Here is a 20,003-nt window from a genome sequence, read left to right on the forward strand (position 1 = left end):
CGCCAGTTGCTCGACTCGTTCCAGTGCGGGAGCTGCACCGGCACCGGCTGTCAGCTCGAGGAGGACGGCTCCTCAGGGGCCGGGCGACGGATCTGCTGCGAGGAGGGACCGTGGTCGTGGGTCACTTCACACCTAGCCTCCGGAGGGTGCCCTGACGCCCCCCGGAGGGGCCAAGAAGCGGACATCCGCGTCGTGTGCCCGACGGCGGAGGCGGTGCCCCATGAACTGTGGGAACGGCCCCGGCGGCGCGCCCCGCAGACCGCTGTGGATCCCTGAGAACATCCACCGATCCAGGTGAGGTAGTCGAGATGACCGTGGACACGCCCACCGACCGAGCCGCGACGGGCCGGTCGATCGACCAGTTGGCGATCAACACCATCCGCACGCTGTCGATAGACGCGGTGCAGGCCGCCAACTCCGGTCACCCCGGCACACCGATGGCGCTGGCCCCGGTCGCCTACAGGTTGTGGCAGCACCACCTCCGGTTCGACCCGGACCTGCCGGTGTGGGCCAACCGCGACCGTTTCGTGCTCTCGGTCGGCCATGCCTCGGCGCTGCTGTACTCCCTGCTCCACCTGAGCGAGGTCACGTCGGTCAACCCCGACTACGAGACGGTCGGCACGCCCGCGGTCTCGCTCGATGACCTCCGCCGGTTCCGCCAGTTGGACTCGAAGTGCCCCGGGCACCCCGAGTACCGGTGGACGTCGGGAGTGGAGTGCACCACCGGCCCGCTCGGCACGGGCATCGCGACCAGCGTCGGCATGGCGATGGCCGGCCTGTGGCAGGCCGCCACGTACAACCGGCCGGGTTTCGACCTCTTCGACTACGACGTCTACGCCCTGTGCGGCGACGGCGACCTGATGGAGGGCATCGGCGCGGAGGCCGCCTCGCTCGCCGGCCACCTCCGGCTGTCCAACCTGTGCTGGGTCTACGACAACAACGAGATCACCATCGAGGGCGGCACCGGCCTGGCGTTCAGCGAAGACGTCGCGGTTCGCTTCGCCGGCTACGGCTGGGCGGTGCAGCACGTCGCGGACGCCAACGACCTGGACGCGCTGGGCGTGGCGTTCGACGCGTTCCGCGCTGAGACCGCCCGCCCGACGCTGATCGTCGTGGACAGCGTCATCGGCTACGGGGCGCCGAACAAGCAGGGCACCCACGCCGCGCACGGGGAGCCGCTCGGCGAGGAGGAGGTCCGAGCGGCCAAGCGGTTCTACGGCTGGCCCGAGGACGAGACGTTCCACGTCCCGGACGAGGTGCGCGCGCACATCGCGGGCGGCATGCGTGCGCGCGGCGGCGGACTGCGGCGCGCGTGGGAGGAGCTGCTCGGCCGGTACGCCGCCCAGTACCCGGACCTCGCCGACCAGCTCAACCGCATGCAGCGGCGGGTGCTGCCCGACGGGTGGGACGCCGACCTCCCGACGTTCCCCGCCGATGCCAAGGGCGTCGCCGGGCGGGACGCCAACGGGAAGGTGCTCAACGCGGTGGCCCAGCGCGTGCCGTGGCTGATCGGCGGCTCGTCCGACCTCGCCCCGTCGAACAAGTCTCGGCTCACCTTCGAGGAGGCGGGTGACTTCAGCGCCGAGGACCGGGCCGGGCGCAACCTGCACTTCGGGGTCCGCGAGCATGCGGCCGCCGCCGTCGCCAACGGGCTCGCGCTGTCCAAGCTGCGCGCCTTCCAGGCCGGGTTCCTGATCTTCTCCGACTTCCAGCGGGGAGCTGTGCGGCTCTCGGCTCTCATGGAGCTGCCCCTCATCCACCTCTACACCCATGACTCCATCGGTGTCGGCGAGGACGGGCCCACCCACCAGCCGGTCGAGCACCTCGCCGCGATCCGCGCCATGCCCGGGCTGATCGATCTGCGGCCGGCCGACGCCAACGAGGTCGTCGAGGCCTGGCGGGTCCTCATGCCGCTCCGGCACGAGCCGGTGGCCCTGGCGCTGTCCCGTCAACCGCTGCCGACCCTGGACCGCAGCCGGTACGCCCCGGCGTCCGGCGTCGCCCGTGGGGCCTACGTGCTCGCCGACCCGCCGGACGGCGAGCCGGAGGTCATCCTCATCGCCACCGGCAGCGAGATCGCGATGACCGTCGAGGCCTACGAACGGCTGACCGCCGACGGCATCCGGGCGCGGGTGGTGAGCATGCCGTCGATGCAGCTGTTCGACCAGCAGCCGCAGTCCTATCGCGACGAGGTCCTGCCGCCGGCGGTCACCGCGCGGGTCTCCGTCGAGAAGGGCTCGACGTTCGGCTGGGATCGCTGGGTCGGCTCGACCGGCGCGATCATCGGCATGAGCACGTTCGGAGCCTCGGCCCCGATGAAGGTGCTGCAGGCCAAGTTCGGGTTCACCACGGAGAACATCGTCTCCACCGCACGGGCCCAACTGGGCCTCGTCCACGCCGAGCCATCGGGCATCAGCCTGGACGAGGCGAAGCGGTGAGCTAACCCGGCGCCGTCCGAGGCGGGCCCTGGCTGCGGAGACAACGCCGCGATCGAGTCCTTCTGCGCCTGCTGCAGCGCAACGTCCTCGACCGTTCGGTGGGTGGCGGCGTGACCGGCACGGGTTCCCGCCGCCACCCATCCTCGCCGGCGCTACCCCCGCACGTCACCCGCAGTGCTTCTCGACGACCGGAGTCATGGCGCGGACGCAGATCCCGAACGACACCGCGCCCGGGTCCGGAGTGCCGATCGACCGCGCGGCCAGCGGGCGTGCGCGTCCGACCCGAGGTGACATCTCCGCCGTCGCCTCCGCGCCGGCCTCCGCCGCGGCGACGCCGTCGGCCCATGCCTCGCGCAGTCCACGATCGTGGCTGACGCCGCGTTCGATCGTCTCCACGAAGGGCACGACGGCGTCGAGCAGGGTCTTGTCCCCCGGCGCCGCCTTGCCGAGGTCGACCAGCGCCGTGAGGTAGGCACGCAAGCCCTCCGCGACCCTCGACGCGTCCGGCCGTCCCTCGTTCCCGAGCACCGTCCCGAAGGCGCGCAACCCCACGCCCCAGAGCACGCCCGAGGTGCCGCCGGCGAACTCCGCCCACGCGTCGCCGGCCGCGTCGAGGACGCCACGCGCACCCCAGTCCGTCCATCCGGCCGAGCTCCTGCTCCGCGTCGTGGACGGCCGCCTGCGCGGCCCGCAGCGCATCGAGCACGACGGCCGCGGTGAGCCGCGACGCCTCGTCGCCCTCCGCGGGCCGGACGTCGAGCACGGCGACGTCGTCGGTCCCGGTGTCATCGCCCTCGTCGACGACTCCGATCGCGCCGCGCTGGAACGCCGGCGTGGAAGCCGGGTCGAGCCACAGCGGCTTGAACTCGTCGTCGAGTTGTTCGTGGGCCGCCGATCCGTGCCCGCCGCGTGACCACTGACGCCTCGCGCGCCTCGGTCGGGCAGCCCGGCCGCACTGGTCATGTGGGAGGACGGCTGCTCGGCGCGCCTCGCTCTGGTGGTCGGGTGCGACCGACACAATGCGCGACACCCGACCGAGGTCGCTGATCGGAGAGGAACGCCGGTGAGTGAACCTGGCGACGGCCAGTTCTGGGCGCTCGGCGATCTCACGACGCCGTCGCGCGACCTCGACGTCCTTCTCCAGGAGCTCCCGCCTCTGACGGCTGGTCTGACGAGCGGCCGGCGCGAGGACGTGGAACCTCTGGTGCTCCACCTCACCGGGCTCCGTGCGGACGAGCGGCGCAGGCTCGCGGCTGGCTTGCGGTCGTCGCGGTTCAAGCGGTCTCGTGCACGATGGCGGGCCTCGCTGCTGGCGCTGGCGACCTGGGACGGGCAGCCCCGTGCGGGAGCGACCGCGGCCGAGGTGGTTGTGGATCGGCTCGACCGCGCGCATCGTCGTGTGCTCGTCGCGGCTCGCGGACCACGGAGCGTCCTCTGCCGAGGCCCTGCACGACGTGCGCAAGCCGGCCAGGGAGCTCCGCCACCTGCTGGAGACCTTTCCCCCCGACGGACAGACCCGGCCGACGCTCGCGTCGCGATCAAGGAGTTGAAGGCCATGCAGGATGTGCTCGGGACGTCCCAGGACAGCAAGGCCCAGCGCGAGGCGCTCTCCTCACCCGCCACCGACATGACGGCCAGCGACGGCGCCTCCGCCCGGACGATGCTCGCGATGGGGGAGATCGCGACCCCGCAGCAGGAGGACCCGGACACGTCGCGCGCGCCGTTCGCCGCCACGTTCGAGCGGTCCTCGCGGCGCTCGGCGCAGCCTCGGACGGCCCAACCAGGACCGCGCCGTACGGCGCCAGCGGGGCCGGCCACCGCAATGGTGGGAGCGGTGCGGTGAAGGTCGTGGCCACGTACAACATCAAGGGGGGCGTCGGAAAGACGTCGACCGCGGTCAACATCGCCTACTTCGCGGCCCGCGACGGTCTGCGCACCCTCCTCTGGGACCTCGATCCGCAGGGCTCGGCCACGTACCTGTTCAGGGTCAGACCCGAGGTGAAGGGTGGCGGTAACGCCTTGGTCAGTGGAAAGCGCACCCTGGACGACGGGATCAGGGGAACCGATTTCCGCCAGCTCGATCTGATGCCGGCCGACTTCAGCTACCGCAACCTCGATCTGGACCTGGACTCCACGAAGCGCCCCACGGATCGGATCCGCCGCCTGATCGCGCCCCTGAAAAAGGACTACGACCTGGTTGTCCTCGACTGCCCGCCGAGCGTGTCCCTGGTGTCGGAGAACGTCGTCCACGCCTGCGACGTGCTGCTCGTCCCCCTGATTCCCGCCATGCTCTCGGTACGCACCTACGACCAGCTCATCGACTTCGTCGACACGATGCCAGGGCGGAAGCCGCAGGTGGTGGGCTTTCTGTCGATGGTCGACCGCCGCAAGAAGGCCCATCGCGAGCTCGCCGAGCGGCTGCCGAACGATCACGCGTCCGTCGTCCCCGAGGCGATCCCGAATCGGGTGGTGATCGAGCAGATGGCCGACGAGCGCGCACCGGTTCCGGCGTTCGCGCCGGCCAGCTCCGCGACAGCCGCCTACGAAGCGCTCTGGGCACGGGTGCAGTCGTGCTTGACCGACGGCGGCTGACGCCCACGGCACAGATTGATCTGGATGCGCCAGGTGTGGGCGCGTGACCGGATCAGCGATCTTGCTGCCGCGCAGGAGTCGCTCCCGTGACGCGACCGACCTACAACCAACGAAGACCCTCAGCAGCCGATGGGAGCCAACGGTCCCGACGTCGCCTGAACTGCACGTTCACCGCCGACCGACAGCTGTCGATGGCAACAAGATCAACTCGCAAGGTCATGGGTCCAAGTCCAATCCGGGAGCAGCACCGCAGGTCACCGGCCTGATCCTTCCGCCCGAGCGCGGTCTCCTGGCGTCCAGTCGGATTGCTGCTGGAGATGCCGGAGCGCGGTCGCAGCCTCGGCATGGCGGGTCCACGGCCCAGGTGGACGTCCCCGGTGAGGCCCGGGCGGCTGTGCCGCCGCGGACGATGCCGTCCTCCCGCTTCGCGCCCCGTACGTCGCCGGCGATGAACCCGGAGGCTCTCAGACGGAGCCCATCAGGAGCCACGTCGCGAGCGGCCCGCCCCCGTGGTCGTCGCAGGTCCCGACGGTCGGCATGCAGATCACCGCGCGCGCCCCTACGGTTGCGACTCAGGGCAATCGATGCTGCACACGATTGCCCGAGGCGGACCGGGGTCCAGGACGGACGAACTGGTCGGCCTGAGGGGAGGCAGCACGTGGCACACGTCCAGCTGCTCGGCACGGGCGGGACCATCGCGTCGCGCGGCGGTGGGGATGCCGGGTCCGTGGCCACCGACGAGGCCGCCGACCTCGCCCGCGGCGAGTACGGCGAGCTGCGGGTCTCGTCCCGGGACGTGCTTAGGACGAACAGCTACCGGCTCACCCTCGGCGACCTGCGGCTGATCGCCGAGGCCGCGCAGGAGGCGCTGCGCGACCGGGACACCGACGGCGTGGTGATCACCCACGGCACCGACACCCTGGAGGAGACGGCGTTCCTGCTGGACCTGGTGCACCACTCGGCCAAGACCGTGGTGCTCACCGGGGCCCAGCGGCCGGCCGACAGTCCGGCGCCGGACGGTCCGCGCAACGTCGAGCAGGCGGTGCTGGCCGCGGCGTCCCCGGAACTGCACGACAGCGGCGTGCTGATCTCCTTCGACGGGACCGTGCGTTCGGCCCGGGGCGCCCGCAAGGCCCACACCACCGCGAGCAGCCCGTTCCAGGGCGGTACCGGGGTCGCGCACATCGCGGGTGGGCGGCTTGTCGTGACGGCTACCCCGCGGCGCGCTCACCAGCCGCTGCCCCTGCCGTCGACCGCCTTCGACACCACCCGGGTGGAGATCGTCACCACGTATCCCGGCGCCACGCCGGACCTCATGGACGCCGCCGTGGGACTCGGCGCCCAGGCCGTCGTGCTGGCCGGCACCGGCGTGGGCAACGCGGGCCCCGGCTTCGCGGAGCGAGTGGCACACGCCGTCGCGAACGGGTGCGCCGTGGTCCTCAGCACCCGGACGCCGTGGGGCCCGATCGTCCCGACCTACGGCAACGGCGGGGGCATCGACCTCGTCGCGGCGGGGGCCATCCCGTCGGGGGAGCTGAACCCCTTCCAGGCACGCATCCTCACCGCCCTCCTGCTCTCCCAGGGGACCTCGGCGTCGGAGCTGCCGCGGGCGTTCCGAGCCCACAGCTGACCCGCCCATCCAGCCCACCACCAGAGGAGACACCTTGCCCAAGCAGATCTACGTGTCCGTCGGGATCGACGTCGACGCCGTCGGCGGCTGGCTCGGCTCCTATGGCGGAGAGGACTCACCGGGGGACATCTCCCGCGGCCTCTTTGCGGGCGAGGTCGGCGTGCCCCGCCTGCTCCAGCTCGCCCAGCGGCGGGACATGCCGGTGACGTGGTTCTGGCCCGGGCACTCCGTGGAGACGTTCCCGGAGCAGTTCGACGCGGTCGTCTCCGCCGGTCACGAGATCGGGGTGCACGGGTACAGCCACGAGAACCCGATCGCGATGACCCGCCAGCAGGAGACCGAGATCCTCGACTACTGCACCGACCTCATCGAGCGGCGCTCCGGCGTGAAGCCGGTCGGCTATGTGGCGCCGTGGTGGGAGTTCTCGGCGGTCACCAACGAGATCCTGCTGGAGCGCGGGTTCCTCTACGACCACTCGCTGATGCACGACGACCACACGCCCTACTACGTGCGGGTCGGCGACACCTGGACCAAGATCGACTATGAGGCGGCCTCGGCCCGGGAGTGGATGAAGCCGCTGGTCCGCGGCGAGGAGACTGACCTCATCGAGATCCCGGCGTCCTGGTACCTCGACGACCTGCCGCCGATGATGTTCATCAAGTCCAGCCCCAACAGCCACGGCTTCGTCAGCCCCCGGGACATCGAGCAGTTGTGGAAGGACCAGTTCGACTGGGTCCACCGCGAGATGGACTACGCCGTCTTCCCGATCACCATCCACCCGGACGTCTGTGGTCGTCCGCAGAACCTGCTGATGCTCGAGCGTCTCCTCGACCACATCCAGGGCCACGACGGTGTCGAGTTCGCCTTCATGGCGGACGTCGCCCGCGACTTCGCGACCCGCACCCCCCGCACCTCCGGTTGATCTTCCTTCCCCGAAGGGGATGCCATGCCCAGTCCGCGCTCGGGCTCGACCCACACCGGCGTCGAGCCCTGGAACGTCAAGATCACCGCCAAGACGATCCGGCAGGTGTCCGTCGTCTGCTTCATCGCCTGGGTGGCGTCCGTCTACGACTTCACCCTCTTCGGCACCCTCCTGCCCGTGATCGCCGAGGACTTCGGCTGGTCGGTCGCCGAGTCCGCCGCGATCAACACCTACGCCACGATCGGCGTGTTCATCGTCGCCCTCAGCGTGGGCACGATCATCGACCGGATGGGCCGGAAGAAGGCCCTCATGGTCCTGATGCTCGGCGGAGCGGTGGCGTCCGGGCTCACCGGTGCCGCGATCGGTGCCGTCAGCCTGGTCATCATCCGCTCCTTCTCCGGGTTCTCCATGTCGGAGGAGGTCGTCAACGCCGTCTACCTCAACGAGATGTACAAGGAGGCCAAGAGCAAGGGCCTGATGTACTCCCTCGTGCAGGGCGGTTGGCCGGTCGGCGCGCTCGTCTCGGCGGGCCTGTCCGCGCTGACGCTGCCACTCATCGGCTGGCGCTGGTCCTTCGTCGTCGCCGCGGTGCTGTCGATCATCGTCGTGGTCCTCGCGTCCCGGCTGCCCGAGTCCCCGACCTTCGCCGCCATGCAGGAGGTCAGGCGGCGGCGTGCCGCCGGTGACACCGCCGGCGCCCAAGCCCTGGCCGACGAGCACGACCTGGAGGAGGCGGCCCACCACGCCACCGGGTTGAAGGACGTCTTCACCCCGGAGCTGCGCTGGCACACCACCTGCCTGTCCCTGGCGTGGTTCTTCAACTGGTTCGCGATCCAGATCTTCTCCGTCCTCGGCACCACGATCCTGGTCGAGGCCAAGGACGTGTCCTTCGAGAACGCCCTCATCATCCTGGTGCTCTCCAACGCGGTGGGCTTCGTGGGCTACGTCAGCCACGGGTGGCTGGGCGACAGGATCGGCCGCAAGTGGACGGTGGTCCTCGGCTGGATCGCCGGGGGCCTCGTCAGCCTGGCGATGCTGCTCGGCCCGGGCAACGCGGCGTTCATCATCCCGCTCTACGCGCTGACCCTGTTCTTCCTCACGGGTCCCTACGCGGCGCTGCTGTTCTACATGGGCGAGTCCTTCCCGCCCCAGGTGCGCGGCATGGGCGCGAACGTGGCGCACGTCATGGCGCCGCTCGGCGGCGTCGCCGGTTCCGGCCTGTTCACCATCCTGCTCACCGCGGGGGTGGACACCGGCCTCGCGGCGATCATCACCGGCACCGGCGGCCTGATCCTCTCGGCGCTGTGCATGGCCGGGACGCGCACCATCCACGACGCCCACCAGAAGTCGACGGTGTTCGCATGAACCGTGACGACGGACTCGAGGGCAAGGTCGCCGTCATCTCGGGCGGCGGCAGCGGGATCGGCCGGGCCCTCGCGGTGGCGTACGCCCGGGCCGGTGCCCACAGCGTGGTCGGCTACCTGCCATCGGACCCCCACGACGCGTCGGCCACCGTCTCCGCCGTGGAGGCCGCGGGCGGGCGGTGCTCGGCCGTGCCCATGGACGTGCGCAGCTTCGAGGACACCGAGCGGCTCGCCCAGACCGCGCTCGACGAGTTCGACCGGCTCGACATCTCGGTGGCCGCGGCCGGCATCCTGCGCCGGGCGCCTCTGGCGGAGATGACCGACCAGGCGTGGGACGACATGATGGCCGTCGACCTCTCCGGGGTCCTGCGCGTCTTCCGCTCCTGCAGCACGCGGATGACCGGGGGTGGGGCGATGGTCGCGACCTCCTCGATCGCCGGCGGCGTCTACGGGTGGGAGGAGCACTCCCACTACGCGGCGGCGAAGGCGGGCCTGCTCGGCCTGTGCCGATCCCTGGCCGTGGAGCTCGCACCCCGCAAGATCCGGGTGAACACCGTCATCCCGGGGCTGATCGAGAGCCCGCAGTCCCTGGACGCGGTCAACTCCCTGGGCCGGGAGGGCCTCGACGCCGCCGGTTCCATCATCCCGTGGGGCCGCGTCGGCAACGTCGACGAGGCCGCGCGCACCATCCGGTTCCTCACCAGCGACGATTCGGCCTACGTCACGGGACAGCAGCTCATCGTCGACGGCGGCCTGACCGTCCGCTGGCCCAGCTGACACGTTCCCGAGTTCAGCTTCGACCCGAGGACGGGACGACATGGAGAAGCAGCTCACCGGCCGGGTCGCCGTCGTCATCGGCGGCGGCAGCGGGATCGGCGCGGCCATTGCCGTGCTCTACGCCCGGGAGGGCGCCGACGTGGCCGTGCTGGACCGCAACGAGGAGAACGCCAGGGCCGTCGCCGAGGAATGCCGGAGCTCCGGCGGCCGCGCCACGGCACTGACCGTGGACGCCACCGACGGCGAGGCCGTCCGGGCGGCGATGGACCGGGTCGTGGCGGAACTCGACGGGATCGACGTCCTCGTCAACTCCGCGGGTGTCCTCGACGAGACGCCGCTGCTCGAGATGACGGAGGCGACGTTCGATCGGGTCCTCGCCGTGGACCTCAAGGCCGTGTTCCTGGGGATCCGCTGGGCCGCGCCCCACATGGTCGAGCGGGGCGGCGGACGCATCATCAACATCGCCTCGCAGCTGGGCATCAAGGGCGGAACCGGCCTGACGCACTACGTGGCGGCGAAGGCAGGGGTCATCGGCATGACCAAGGCCATGGCCCTGGAGCTGGCCCAGTACAAGATCCTGGTCAACGCCATCGCCCCGGGCCCCATCGTCACGCCCCTGATCGAGGGACTGTCGGCGGAGTGGAAGGCCGCCAAGCAGGCCGAGCTGCCCATCGGCCGCTTCGGCCAGGCACACGAGGTCGCGCCCACCGCGCTGCTGCTGGCCTCCTCACCCGGTGGGGACTTGTACACCGGGCAGACGCTGGGTCCCAACAGCGGCGACGTGATGCCGTAGGCCCGGCCCGAGGGAGCGAGCGCCACATGTGCGCAGGATGTCCCGGCGGCCGCGCCGTCTCGCGGACCACGGCCCATCTCAACCTGCACGGGATGAAGTTCGCCGTCCTGCAGGCGCTCCAGCGCGCCGTCGGGACCCGCGCCGGGCTGTCCGCGTTCGGGGACCGTTGGGTGCTGGTCTCCCGGACCGGGAGGCGGGAGTTGTTCGACGACGTCGAGGCGCTGGCTGGTGCCATGGTCACCCGGGGGCTCGTGGACGACCGCACACTGCCCGCCGGTGCACCGCTCGAGCAGCTGCTCGGAGCGGCTGGTGGTCCCGACGCCCCGCGCCCGACGGCTGACGGTCTCGTGGCAGCCATCCTCGTCCGGGCCCGGCACGAGGCCCCTGACCAGCGGCAACCGCTGGGTCAGGGGCCTCACCCGCCCCCGGGACGGTCAGGAGTGCGCTGCCTCCACCAGGTGCCCGACGTAGCCGGGGACGGTGAAGAACGTCGGGTTGTCCTCCCCTGACGTGACCGCCCGGACCAGCCGCGCGGCCTCGTCGAACCGGTCGTCCGCCGTGCGGGGCTGGGCCGCGACCACCTCGTCCAGCAGCTGCTCGACGTAGCCGGGGGTCACCCGGGTGCCCTCGGTGGTCGTCGTGCCGTGCGCCAGCCACTGCCCCAGTTGGGCCCGGCTGACCTCCGCGGTCGAGGCGTCCTCGACCTGCCCGTCGATCGGGACGGCGCCGATCCCGCGCAGCCACGCCTCCATGTACCGGACGGCGACCGAGACGTTGGCCCGCACCCCCTCGTCGGTGACCGGGCCGGTCGACCCGCGGACGTCGAGCAGGTCGGTGGCGGTGACCGTGACGTCCTCCCGCAGCCGCCCGAGCTGGTCGGTCGCCCCGGCGAGCTCGCCGTCGAATGCGTCCCGCGCGGTGGCGACCAGCCCGGGGTGGGCCACCCAGGTGCCGTCGAAGCCCTGGCCGGCCTCGCGCCGCTTGTCTGCGGCGACGCCGGCGAGCGCCCGCTCGGTGCCCTCCGGGTCCCGGTCGTCCGGGATGGCCGTGCTCATGCCGCCGATGGCGTGCGCGCCGCGGCGGTGACAGGTGGCCACCAGCAGCTCGGTGTACGCCCGCATGAACGGCGTCGTCACCGTCAGGGCCGACCGGTCCGGCAGCACCCAGGACGGCCCGCGGCCGCGGAACTCCTTGATGATGCTGGCCAGGTAGTCCCACCGGCCGGCGTTGAGCCCGGCGCAGTGCTCCCGCAGCTCGAAGAGGATCTCCTCCATCTCGAACGCCGCCGAGATGGTCTCGATCAGCACGGTCGCGCGGATGGTGCCGGAGGCCAGCCCGAGCACGCGCTCGGTCTCGGTGAAGACGTCGTCCCACAGCCGGGCCTCCGCGGCGGTCTCCAGCTTGGGCAGGTAGAAGTACGGGCCCGAACCCCGGGTGACCAGCTCGCGGGCGTTGGCGGCCATGTACAGGCCGAAGTCGACCAGCGACGCCGACGCCGGCGTCCGGCGGCCGCCGGCGTCGGAGGCGCAGAGGTGCTTCTCGACCAGGTGCCAGCCCCGGGGGCGCAGGATGATCGTGGGTGGGGTGGCCCCTTCCGGGGCACCCAGCCACCCCCGGACGGCGTCGGCGAGCACGACCTGCCCGTCGATGACGTTGCCCCAGGTGGGGCTGGTGCCGTCCTCCAGGTCGGCCACCCAGGTCTGCGCGCCCGAGCCGAGCGCGGCGGTCGCCGACCGGCGGTCGGCCGGGCTGGTGATCTCCACCCGCCGGTCCGCCAGCCCGGGCCCGGTACCGGCGACGCGCCAGCTCGGATCGGTCCGGATCGCGGCGGTCTCCGGGCGGAACCGCAGGTCGCGGCCGTTGGTGACCGAGGTCCGGCGGCGGGCCCGGTCGGCGAGCAGCTCGGCCCGCCGGGGACCGAAGCGGTCGTGCAGATGGGCGAGGAGGTCGAGTGCCTCCGGGGTGAGGACCTCCTCGCCGCGGGGCAGCCGAGGGCCGAGGACGTCGATCCGGCCGCGCTGGGGCCGGTGCTCCGGCGGGGCGGCGGTGGGGGTGGGAGGGGCGTCGAGCGTGGTCATGGCGTTCTCCTCAGGAGGTCGGGATGGGTGGTCGACGGGTCAGTGGAACTGCTCGGACTCCGTGGACCCGACCAGGGCGAGGGTGGAGCTGGTCGGGTTGAGCGCGGTGGCGATGCGGTCGAAGTAGCCGGTGCCGACCTCGCGCTGGTGGCGCGTGGCGGTGTAGCCGTCGGCCTCGGAGGCGAACTCGGCCTCCTGCAGCTCCACGTAGGCGCTCATCTGCCGGTCGGCGTAGCCGCGGGCCAGGGTGAACATCGAGTGGTTGAGCGAGTGGAAGCCGGCCAGGGTGATGAACTGGAACGCGTAGCCCATCGCGGCCAGCTCGCGCTGGAAGCGGGCGATCTGGTCGTCGTCCAGGTGGCTCTTCCAGTTGAACGAGGGCGAGCAGTTGTAGGCCAGCTTCTGGTCCGGGAACTCGGCGTGCAGCGCCTCCGCGAAGCGCTGGGCGAGCTCCAGGTCGGGAGTGGCCGATTCGACCCAGATCAGGTCGGCGTAGGGGGCGTACGCCAGGCCGCGGGCGATGACCGGGTCCAGACCGTTGCGCACGGTGTAGAAGCCCTCCGCCGTCCGCTCGCCGGTGAGGAAGGGCCGGTCGCGCTCGTCGTGGTCGCTGGTCAGCAGCGTCGCGGCGAGGGCGTCGGTCCGGGCGATGACCAGTGACGGGACGCCGGCGACGTCAGCGGCCAGCCGGGCGGCGTTCAGCGTCCGGATGTGCTGGCCGGTGGGCACCAGGACCTTCCCGCCCATGTGGCCGCACTTCTTCTCCGAGGCCAGCTGGTCCTCCCAGTGCACGCCCGCCGCACCGGCCGTGATCATCGAGCGCATGAGCTCGTAGGCGTTGAGCGGGCCGCCGAAGCCGGCCTCGGCGTCCGCGACGATCGGCACCATCCAGTCGCGCGCCGCGCCGGAGCCGCCCTCCGCGGCCTCGACCTGGCCGGCCCGCAGCAGCGCGTTGTTGATCCGGCGGACGACCGACGGCACGGAGTCCACCGGGTAGAGGCTCTGGTCGGGGTAGGTCTGCCCGGCCGTGTTCGCGTCCGCGGCGACCTGCCAGCCGGACAGGTAGATCGCCTTCAGCCCGGCCCGGACCTGCTGCACGGCCTGGTTGCCGGTCAGCGCGCCGAGCGCGGACACCCACTCCTGGCCGTCGCTGGCCTGGATCAGCTCGAACAGCCTCTCTGCCCCCCGGCGGGCCAGCGTGTGCTCCTCCACCACCGGCCCCCGCAGCGCGACGACGTCCTCTGCGGTGTGGTCGCGGCGGATGCCGGCCCAGCGGGGGTCGGTCTGCCAGGAGAACGCCAGGTCGGTGGCGGTCTCGAGGGCGTCGCCGGCGCGGGCGGGGTGGGGGCTCATCAGGGCTCCTTGCGGGTCGGGGGACTGCCTTGCTGCGATGAGCCTGCGGGGGGAGCGGTGCGCCGAGTAGGGGTCGATCAGGAGAACTTGACCGGTTCTTCCCGTGTCGGGAAGATCCGCGGATGATCGAGAGCTACGACCCCCTGGTGGTCGGACGGCGGGTCCGGGAGCTGCGGAGCGCGGTCGGCCTGACGCTGAGCGACCTCGCCGGCCGCCTCGGGCGGGCGCCCTCCCACCTCTCGATGGTGGAGAACGGCAAGCGCGAACTCCGGCTCGGGGAGCTCCACGCGGTGGCCGGGGCGCTCGGCGTCGACGTCGCCGACCTGCTGTCGCAGGCACCGCGGTCGCGCCGCGCCCAGCTGGAGATCGCGTTGGAGCGGGCGCAGCGCAGCCCGCTGTTCACCTCGCTCGGACTGGCTCCGCTGGCGGTGCGCAAGACGCTGCCCGATCAGGCCATCGAGACGGTCCTCGCCCTGCTCAGCGAGCTGGAGAAGGTGCACGAGCAGCGTGCGGCGACACCCGAGCAGGCGCGCCGGGCGAACACGTCGCTGCGCGCGGAGATGCGTCGGCGCGGCAACCACCTGGCCGAGCTGGAGACGACCGCCGCCACCCTGCTGGCCGCGGTCGACTACACCGGCGGCCCGCTGTCCCAGCGGGTCGTGGCCGACCTGGCCGGCCACCTGGGGTTCACCATCCACCACGTCGGCGACCTGCCGGCTTCCACGCGGAGCCTGACCGACCTGGAAGGGCGGCGCATCTACCTGCCGCGCCAGTCAGAGGCCGGTCGCGACCCCCGGTCGACCCTGCTCCAGGCGCTGGCGGGCGCCGTCCTCGAGCACCGGCCGCCGGAAGACTACGAGTCCTTCCTCCGCCAGCGCGTGGAGAGCAACTACCTCGCCGGCGCCCTGCTCGTCCCGCAGGCGACCGCGGTGCCGCTGCTGAAGTCCGCCAAGGAGAGGCGGGAGCTGTCGGTGGAGGACCTGCGCGACGCCTACGCCGTCACCTACGAGACCGCGGCCCACCGGTTCACCAACCTGGCCACCGAGCACCTGGGCATCCCGGTGCACTTCCTGAAGGTCCACGAGTCCGGCACCATCGCGAAGGCCTACGAGAACGACGACGTGCGGTTCCCCAGTGATCCGCTGGGCACGGTCGAGGGCCAGCTGGTCTGTCGCTTCTGGGCGGCCCGGCGGGTGTTCGCGGTGGAGGACCGGTTCAGCCCGTACCACCAGCTCACCGACAAGCCGGGCGGCACCTACTGGTGCACCTCCAGCATCCAGACCACCGGCCGCGGCGCGTTCTCCCTGTCGGTGGGCACGTCGTTCCCGCACGCCAAGTGGTTCCGCGGCATGGACGCCGACCAGCGGTTCACCTCGACGTGCCCCGACGAGAACTGCTGTCGTACGCCACCGCCCGCACTCGCGCAGCGCTGGGCCGGCCGGGCGCTGCCGAGCCCGCGGCTGAACGCCTCGCTGTTCGCGACGCTGCCCACCGCGCCCAGCATGACCTCGGCGTCCCCGCCGGGCGTCGACACCACCGACGCGTACCGCTTCCTCGAACGGCACTCCGGGGGCGGCCGACCCTGACCGCCCGGTCCGCCGCCGCGAGGGCCGCACCCGTGAGCCCCGAGACCGGGGTCACACGTAGCACGGATCGGGGAGCCACTCGCCGACGTAGAGGAACCCGCCGGCATCGGTCTGCCACCAGTACTCGACGTAGACCTGGGCGTCGACGTCCCCGAGCCCGAACTCGGGGAACTCGAACGTGTAGGTGGTCCATCCCAAGGCGGGGTACTGGACGCCGCCGCGGAACTCGCTCACGGCGAAGTCCTGTCCGGTGGCGACGTCCCGGAGGAACACCCGGGCGCTGGCGCGTTCCGGGTCGGGCGAGGCCGTCAGCTCGATGGTGTTGGTGATCGCGATGCAGTCCGCGCGGGTGTGGACCTGGATGCCGTTGGGCGTGAGCACGTCCGCGTTCGCGGGGGGAGCGACGGCCGCGAGTCCGGCGGTGGCGGCTGCGGTGGCCGTGACCAGGCCCAGGACCCTCCGGCGCCGCGCCGCCGCGGAGTCAGGGCCGCGGTCGGTCGCAGAGGTGTGGCGGTGGCTCATCGTGCTCTCCTCGGGTCCTCCGGGTGGGCGCCCGGTCCGCTGCGGCGAGCGCAGTCCCGCTGGCAACGCCCTGACCACCGCTCGGGGACTGTCGGATCGCGGGCCGGGAACGGCCAGGGCCTCGTGCACCACGGGCTCCCGGGCCGGAACCGAGACCGGCGGGTCATCACGATCGGTGCGCGTCGGCTCATGGGTCGACGCCGTCCCCCAGTAGCGATGCCGCAGCTCAGCGGCTCGATCCGTGCTCGTCCTTGTTGTCTCGCCCTGCAGTCACTAGCGTCCGCGGCGCGGGATCAGCGCGAGTGACCGGGTCCGGACGGACCGGACGTCGTCCGTGGTGGTCGTCCGTGGAGTCCTTCCACCGGCGACCCCCTCGATCGCACCCGCACCGTGGGAGCACACCGGCGGGCCCGAGCGCGCGGCGGTGACCAAGGCATCGGCACGTGCCGGTGCCGCGCGCCGGTGGCGGCTCCCGGACGCTGACGGACACGTGGAGATGGGGACGGATGAGCCAGCACCTCGAGGACCTCGCCGGCGAGCTCGACCAGCGGCTCGCCGCCGCGGACGCGGCCCTGCTGGCCCGGTACCCGGGCGACCGGGGCGGCCGGCAGCCGATCCACACGGTGTACGTCCCCGCCGACCAGTACGGCCCGGAGACCGTGTCGAGCTGGGGCCGCGCGGCGCAGTCCGTGCTGGACGAGCACGCCGGCTCGGCCGCCGACCTGGCGACGGCGACCGGCCTGGCCGCACCGCTGGTCGAGGAACTGCTCCCGCGGGTGGCCGCCAAGCTGGCGCGCGAGCCGATCGAGGACCTGCGCATCGACTTCGAGGACGGGTACGGGCGTCGGCCCGACGAGCAGGAGGACGCCGCCGTCCGGGACGCCGCGCGCGCCCTCGCCGACGCGGTCCGGGCGGGTACCGCACCCCCCTTCCACGGCCTCCGCTTCAAGAGCTTCGAGGCGCCGACCCGGCGCCGGGGGCTGCGCACGCTCGACCTGTTCGTGGGGGAGCTCGCCGCGCACGACGCGCTCACCGACGGGTTCGTGGTCACCCTGCCCAAGGTGACCTCGGTGGACCAGGTCGAGGCGATGGTGGTGGCCTGCGCCCGCATCGAGCAGGCGCGGCAGCTGCCGGCCGGACGGCTCCACTTCGAGATCCAGGTGGAGACGCCGCAGGCGATCCTGGGTCCGGACGGCACGGCGCTGGTCGCCCGCATGGTGCAGGCGGCCGGGATCCGGTGCACGGGCCTGCACTACGGCACCTACGACTACTCGGCTTCCTGCGGCATCGCCGCGGCGTACCAGAGCATGGAGCACCCGGCCGCCGACCACGCGAAGGCGGTGATGCAGGTGGCAGCCGCGGGCACCGGCGTCGCGCTCAGCGACGGGTCCACCAACGTGCTGCCCGTCGGTGGGCGGGACGCGGTGCACGCGGCCTGGCGGCTGCACGCCCGGCTGGTCCGGCGCTCCCTCGAGCGGGGCTTCTACCAGGGCTGGGACATGCACCCGGGCCAGCTGCCGACCCGCTTCCTGGCGACCTACGCCTTCTACCGCGAGGGCTTCGCGTCCGCGGCCGCCCGGCTCCGCGCCTACACCGGCGGCGGCGACTCCGGGGTCCTCGACGAGCCGGCGACCGCCATCGCCCTCGCCGGGTTCCTGCTGCGCGGCCTGGACTGCGGCGCGTTGGACGAGGGCGAGCTGGTCGACGGGGTCGGCATCGGCCTCCCGGCGCTGGCCGAGCTGGCCCGACGCGCGCGGCCGGCCTGACCCGCTCCTCGTCGCCTGCCACGGGCGGGCGGGCCCGCGTAGCGTGCCCGCCATGCGGCTGGCAGCGGAGTTCACGACCGAGCCCTTCGTCGGCGAGGGGACCCCGCCGCCGCACGCCACCGAGACGCTGCGCATCGTCGAGACGGCCGGACTGACCTGCGTCTTCGGTCCGCTGGGCACGTCGATCGCCGGTGAGGACGACGAGCTGCTCCCGGTGCTCGGCCGGGTCCTCGCCACGGCCCTGGCGCACGGCGCGACGCGGGTCTCCCTGCAGGTGGAGCGCGTCGACGGCTGACCCGTCGCGACGTCCCCTCGCCCGGCGCAGGAGCCGTCACCCCCCAGAACTTCAACAAACTGTTGACGTGACGTCGGTCACCTGGCAACCTTCTCACTGCGCGGAAAGTTACTTCCGTCACACGAGAGGGGGTCCTCGTGGACTTGCCCGACTTCAACTCCGCCCCGGCGGAGGCGGTCACTCCGACGCTCCTGGCCTGCTGCGACGTCCCGTCCTGGGCCACCGCGGTCCGGGACAACCGGCCGTATGCCGACGTCGCCGCGCTGCTGGCCACCGCCGATGCGGCGGCCCGGCAGTTCACCCGGGCCGACGTGGACCGCGCGCTGGCCGCGCACCCCCGGATCGGGGAGCGGGCGGTCGGGAACGGTGCCGAGGCGGCCTGGTCGAGGGAGGAGCAGTCCGCGGTCGAGCAGGACGCCGCCGTCCAGCGGGCGCTGGCCGAGGGCAACCGCGCCTACGAGGACCGCTTCGACCGGGTCTTCCTCATCTGCGCCACCGGTCGCTCCGGCGAGGAGGTCCTCGCCTCGCTCCGCAGCCGGCTCGGCAACGACGAGGCGACCGAGGCCGGCGTCGTCGCCGAGGAGCTCCGCAAGATCGCCCTGCTCCGCCTGCGCCGGGTGGTCGGGTCATGAGCCTGATCAGCACCCACGTGCTGGACACCATGCGGGGGGAGCCGGCCGCCGGCCTGCTCGTCCGGCTCGAGCAGGTCATCGGCGGCGAGCCCGCCGTCCTCGCCGCCGGCACCACCGACGACGACGGGCGGGTCCGCTCGCTGGGACCCAACCGCGTCTGCCCCGGCACCTATCGGCTCGTCTTCAACACCGCCGGCTACTTCACCCGCACCGGCCAGCCCTGCTTCTTCCCCGAGGTCAGCCTCGCGTTCCTGGTGGCCGACCCCGAACAGCACCTCCACGTCGCGGTGCTGCTGAGCCCGTTCGCCTACTCCACCTACCGAGGGAGCTGAACCGTCCATGTCCATCAGCCTGGGCCCCAACCAGTACGGCAAGGCGGAGAACCGCCTGGTCCGCGTCTACCGGGACACCCCGCGCCACGAGATCCGGGACCTCAACGTCTCCTCGGCGTTGCGGGGCCGGTTCGGCGACGCGCACGTCACCGGCGACCAGAAGGACGTCCTGCCCACCGACACGCAGAAGAACACGGTCTTCGCCTTCGCCAAGGAGAAGGGCGTCCGCTCGATCGAGGAGTTCGGGCTGACCCTCGGTGACCACTTCCTCGCCGCGTCGCCGGCCGCCGACGGCGCCCGGATCGAGATCGAGGAGTACGCCTGGCAGCGCATCCCGGTCGACGGCGCCGGCCACGACCACTCCTTCGTCCGCTCCGGTGGGGGAGTGCGGACCACCGTCGTCAACGTCGACGGCCGCGGCGCCGACCGGCGGGCGCACGTCGTCTCGGGTCTCACCGACCTGACCCTGCTCAAGTCCACCGGCTCGGAGTTCCACGGCTTCCTGAAGGACAAGTACACGACCCTGCAGGAGACGACCGACCGCATCCTCGCGACGTCCCTGGTCGCCCGCTGGCGGTACGACCACACCGACGTCGACTGGGACAAGTCGTTCGAGGCCATCAAGGCCCTGCTGCTGCAGCGGTTCGCCGAGATCCACAGCTACGCGCTGCAGCAGACCCTCTACGGCATGGGTCAGGCCGTCCTCGAGCAGCACCCCGAGGTCGCCGAGATCAAGTTCTCCGCGCCCAACAAGCACCACTTCCTGGTCGACCTCTCCCCGTTCGGGGTGGAGAACCCCGGCGAGGTCTTCCACGCCGCGGACCGGCCCTACGGGCTGATCGAGGCCACCGTCGTGCGTGACGACGCGTCCGACCCGGGCTCGGCCTGGCACGGCGTGCCGGGCTTCTGCTGACGGTGGCCGA

The 20,003-nt window shown here is 72.2% G+C and carries 20 protein-coding genes and 1 pseudogene; 17 read left to right on the forward strand and 4 right to left on the reverse strand.

Translation table 11 applies throughout. The features are described 5' to 3' along the window. The first annotated feature begins 308 nt into the window (after positions 1 to 308). The gene (tkt, locus tag HK417_RS17730; RefSeq protein ID WP_222268925.1) at positions 309 to 2,438 is read left to right on the forward strand and encodes a transketolase; all 2,130 of its coding nucleotides are present in this window, start codon (positions 309 to 311) and stop codon (positions 2,436 to 2,438) included. A 165-nt stretch (positions 2,439 to 2,603) separates the two neighbouring features. On the opposite strand, the gene HK417_RS17735 is transcribed toward tkt, so the two are convergent. Beyond that, positions 2,604 to 3,137, reverse strand: a complete 534-nt coding sequence (locus tag HK417_RS17735; protein WP_222268928.1) for a DAK2 domain-containing protein — start codon at positions 3,135 to 3,137, stop codon at positions 2,604 to 2,606. Here HK417_RS17735 and HK417_RS26555 point away from each other — a divergent pair. From HK417_RS26555 to HK417_RS17780, 10 genes and pseudogenes are all read left to right on the forward strand, one after another. Continuing rightward, positions 3,106 to 3,351, forward strand: coding sequence for a hypothetical protein (locus HK417_RS26555; RefSeq protein WP_222268931.1), 246 nt, complete (start codon positions 3,106 to 3,108; stop codon positions 3,349 to 3,351). The genes HK417_RS17735 and HK417_RS26555 overlap by 32 nt on opposite strands. A gap of 48 nt (positions 3,352 to 3,399) precedes the next feature. Beyond that, a pseudogene (locus HK417_RS26985) lies at positions 3,400 to 3,846 on the forward strand (CHAD domain-containing protein); the annotation flags it as partial. Between the two features lie 147 nt (positions 3,847 to 3,993). Further along, positions 3,994 to 4,281 carry a hypothetical protein gene (locus tag HK417_RS26990; RefSeq protein WP_368858535.1) on the forward strand — a complete coding sequence of 96 codons (288 nt, stop codon included), beginning with the start codon at positions 3,994 to 3,996 and terminating at the stop codon, positions 4,279 to 4,281. A 5-nt stretch (positions 4,282 to 4,286) separates the two neighbouring features. Then, a complete protein-coding gene (locus HK417_RS17750; protein ID WP_308123677.1) occupies positions 4,287 to 5,030 on the forward strand; it encodes a ParA family protein in 744 nt (247 codons plus the stop codon). A 658-nt stretch (positions 5,031 to 5,688) separates the two neighbouring features. Further along, the gene (locus HK417_RS17755; protein WP_222268940.1) at positions 5,689 to 6,660 is read left to right on the forward strand and encodes an asparaginase; all 972 of its coding nucleotides are present in this window, start codon (positions 5,689 to 5,691) and stop codon (positions 6,658 to 6,660) included. A 34-nt stretch (positions 6,661 to 6,694) separates the two neighbouring features. Continuing rightward, a complete protein-coding gene (locus HK417_RS17760; RefSeq protein ID WP_222268943.1) occupies positions 6,695 to 7,582 on the forward strand; it encodes a polysaccharide deacetylase family protein in 888 nt (295 codons plus the stop codon). 24 nt (positions 7,583 to 7,606) lie between these two features. After that, positions 7,607 to 8,947 carry an MFS transporter gene (locus tag HK417_RS17765; protein WP_222268946.1) on the forward strand — a complete coding sequence of 447 codons (1,341 nt, stop codon included), beginning with the start codon at positions 7,607 to 7,609 and terminating at the stop codon, positions 8,945 to 8,947. Then, positions 8,944 to 9,723, forward strand: a complete 780-nt coding sequence (locus HK417_RS17770) for an SDR family NAD(P)-dependent oxidoreductase (protein ID WP_222268947.1) — start codon at positions 8,944 to 8,946, stop codon at positions 9,721 to 9,723. The genes HK417_RS17765 and HK417_RS17770 overlap by 4 nt, the downstream gene beginning before the upstream one ends. Before the next feature lie 40 nt (positions 9,724 to 9,763). Continuing rightward, the gene (locus HK417_RS17775; RefSeq protein ID WP_222268950.1) at positions 9,764 to 10,516 is read left to right on the forward strand and encodes an SDR family NAD(P)-dependent oxidoreductase; all 753 of its coding nucleotides are present in this window, start codon (positions 9,764 to 9,766) and stop codon (positions 10,514 to 10,516) included. Positions 10,517 to 10,608: 92 nt separating this feature from the next. After that, positions 10,609 to 11,025: a hypothetical protein gene (locus HK417_RS17780; RefSeq protein ID WP_222268953.1), complete on the forward strand. Its 417-nt coding sequence runs from the start codon at positions 10,609 to 10,611 to the stop codon at positions 11,023 to 11,025. Here the strand turns inward: HK417_RS17780 and aceB are convergent. Continuing rightward, positions 10,951 to 12,594, reverse strand: a complete 1,644-nt coding sequence (gene aceB / locus HK417_RS17785; protein ID WP_222268956.1) for a malate synthase A — start codon at positions 12,592 to 12,594, stop codon at positions 10,951 to 10,953. The genes HK417_RS17780 and aceB overlap by 75 nt on opposite strands. Before the next feature lie 39 nt (positions 12,595 to 12,633). Beyond that, positions 12,634 to 13,947, reverse strand: a complete 1,314-nt coding sequence (gene aceA / locus HK417_RS17790; RefSeq protein ID WP_222268959.1) for an isocitrate lyase — start codon at positions 13,945 to 13,947, stop codon at positions 12,634 to 12,636. Between the two features lie 122 nt (positions 13,948 to 14,069). Between aceA and HK417_RS17795 the strand changes: the two genes are divergently transcribed. Next, positions 14,070 to 15,533 carry a helix-turn-helix transcriptional regulator gene (locus HK417_RS17795; protein ID WP_222268962.1) on the forward strand — a complete coding sequence of 488 codons (1,464 nt, stop codon included), beginning with the start codon at positions 14,070 to 14,072 and terminating at the stop codon, positions 15,531 to 15,533. Positions 15,534 to 15,584: 51 nt separating this feature from the next. Here HK417_RS17795 and HK417_RS17800 read toward each other — a convergent pair whose 3' ends face one another. After that, the gene (locus HK417_RS17800) at positions 15,585 to 16,055 is read right to left on the reverse strand and encodes a hypothetical protein (protein WP_222268966.1); all 471 of its coding nucleotides are present in this window, start codon (positions 16,053 to 16,055) and stop codon (positions 15,585 to 15,587) included. Positions 16,056 to 16,561: 506 nt separating this feature from the next. On the opposite strand from HK417_RS17800, the gene HK417_RS17805 reads away from it, so the two are divergent. The 5 genes from HK417_RS17805 to pucL all read left to right on the forward strand — a co-directional run bounded on the left by HK417_RS17805 (position 16,562) and on the right by pucL (position 19,993). Further along, positions 16,562 to 17,821: a DUF6986 family protein gene (locus tag HK417_RS17805; protein ID WP_222268969.1), complete on the forward strand. Its 1,260-nt coding sequence runs from the start codon at positions 16,562 to 16,564 to the stop codon at positions 17,819 to 17,821. Between the two features lie 52 nt (positions 17,822 to 17,873). Then, positions 17,874 to 18,116: a thiamine-binding protein gene (locus tag HK417_RS17810; RefSeq protein WP_222268972.1), complete on the forward strand. Its 243-nt coding sequence runs from the start codon at positions 17,874 to 17,876 to the stop codon at positions 18,114 to 18,116. A 137-nt stretch (positions 18,117 to 18,253) separates the two neighbouring features. Beyond that, complete coding sequence (uraD, locus tag HK417_RS17815) at positions 18,254 to 18,748, forward strand: 2-oxo-4-hydroxy-4-carboxy-5-ureidoimidazoline decarboxylase (protein ID WP_222268975.1); 495 nt, start codon at positions 18,254 to 18,256, stop codon at positions 18,746 to 18,748. After that, positions 18,745 to 19,080 (forward strand): hydroxyisourate hydrolase, encoded by a 336-nt coding sequence (uraH, locus tag HK417_RS17820; RefSeq protein WP_222268978.1) that lies wholly within the window; start codon positions 18,745 to 18,747, stop codon positions 19,078 to 19,080. Before uraD ends, uraH begins: the two co-directional genes overlap by 4 nt. A gap of 7 nt (positions 19,081 to 19,087) precedes the next feature. Then, the gene (gene pucL, locus HK417_RS17825) at positions 19,088 to 19,993 is read left to right on the forward strand and encodes a factor-independent urate hydroxylase (protein ID WP_222268981.1); all 906 of its coding nucleotides are present in this window, start codon (positions 19,088 to 19,090) and stop codon (positions 19,991 to 19,993) included. Positions 19,994 to 20,003: the final 10 nt, after the last annotated feature.

Source organism: Modestobacter marinus (genome assembly GCF_019799945.1).
In the GTDB taxonomy this organism is placed as follows: Bacteria; Actinomycetota; Actinomycetes; order Mycobacteriales; family Geodermatophilaceae; genus Modestobacter; species Modestobacter marinus_B.

What these genes read in the sequence shown, in the direction of transcription:
- HK417_RS17810 (WP_222268972.1), top strand. Translation starts at nt 17,874, where the DNA reads ATGCGGCTGGCAGCGGAGTTCACGACCGAGCCCTTCGTCGGCGAGGGG.
- tkt (WP_222268925.1), top strand. Translation starts at nt 309, where the DNA reads ATGACCGTGGACACGCCCACCGACCGAGCCGCGACGGGCCGGTCGATC.
- HK417_RS17735 (WP_222268928.1), bottom strand. Translation starts at nt 3,137, where the DNA reads ATGCGCTGCGGGCCGCGCAGGCGGCCGTCCACGACGCGGAGCAGGAGC.
- HK417_RS17795 (WP_222268962.1), top strand. Translation starts at nt 14,070, where the DNA reads ATGATCGAGAGCTACGACCCCCTGGTGGTCGGACGGCGGGTCCGGGAG.
- aceB (WP_222268956.1), bottom strand. Translation starts at nt 12,594, where the DNA reads ATGACCACGCTCGACGCCCCTCCCACCCCCACCGCCGCCCCGCCGGAG.
- HK417_RS26990 (WP_368858535.1), top strand. Translation starts at nt 3,994, where the DNA reads ATGCAGGATGTGCTCGGGACGTCCCAGGACAGCAAGGCCCAGCGCGAG.
- HK417_RS17800 (WP_222268966.1), bottom strand. Translation starts at nt 16,055, where the DNA reads ATGAGCCACCGCCACACCTCTGCGACCGACCGCGGCCCTGACTCCGCG.
- uraH (WP_222268978.1), top strand. Translation starts at nt 18,745, where the DNA reads ATGAGCCTGATCAGCACCCACGTGCTGGACACCATGCGGGGGGAGCCG.
- HK417_RS17765 (WP_222268946.1), top strand. Translation starts at nt 7,607, where the DNA reads ATGCCCAGTCCGCGCTCGGGCTCGACCCACACCGGCGTCGAGCCCTGG.
- HK417_RS17780 (WP_222268953.1), top strand. Translation starts at nt 10,609, where the DNA reads ATGAAGTTCGCCGTCCTGCAGGCGCTCCAGCGCGCCGTCGGGACCCGC.
- HK417_RS17770 (WP_222268947.1), top strand. Translation starts at nt 8,944, where the DNA reads ATGAACCGTGACGACGGACTCGAGGGCAAGGTCGCCGTCATCTCGGGC.
- aceA (WP_222268959.1), bottom strand. Translation starts at nt 13,947, where the DNA reads ATGAGCCCCCACCCCGCCCGCGCCGGCGACGCCCTCGAGACCGCCACC.
- pucL (WP_222268981.1), top strand. Translation starts at nt 19,088, where the DNA reads ATGTCCATCAGCCTGGGCCCCAACCAGTACGGCAAGGCGGAGAACCGC.
- HK417_RS17805 (WP_222268969.1), top strand. Translation starts at nt 16,562, where the DNA reads ATGAGCCAGCACCTCGAGGACCTCGCCGGCGAGCTCGACCAGCGGCTC.
- HK417_RS17775 (WP_222268950.1), top strand. Translation starts at nt 9,764, where the DNA reads ATGGAGAAGCAGCTCACCGGCCGGGTCGCCGTCGTCATCGGCGGCGGC.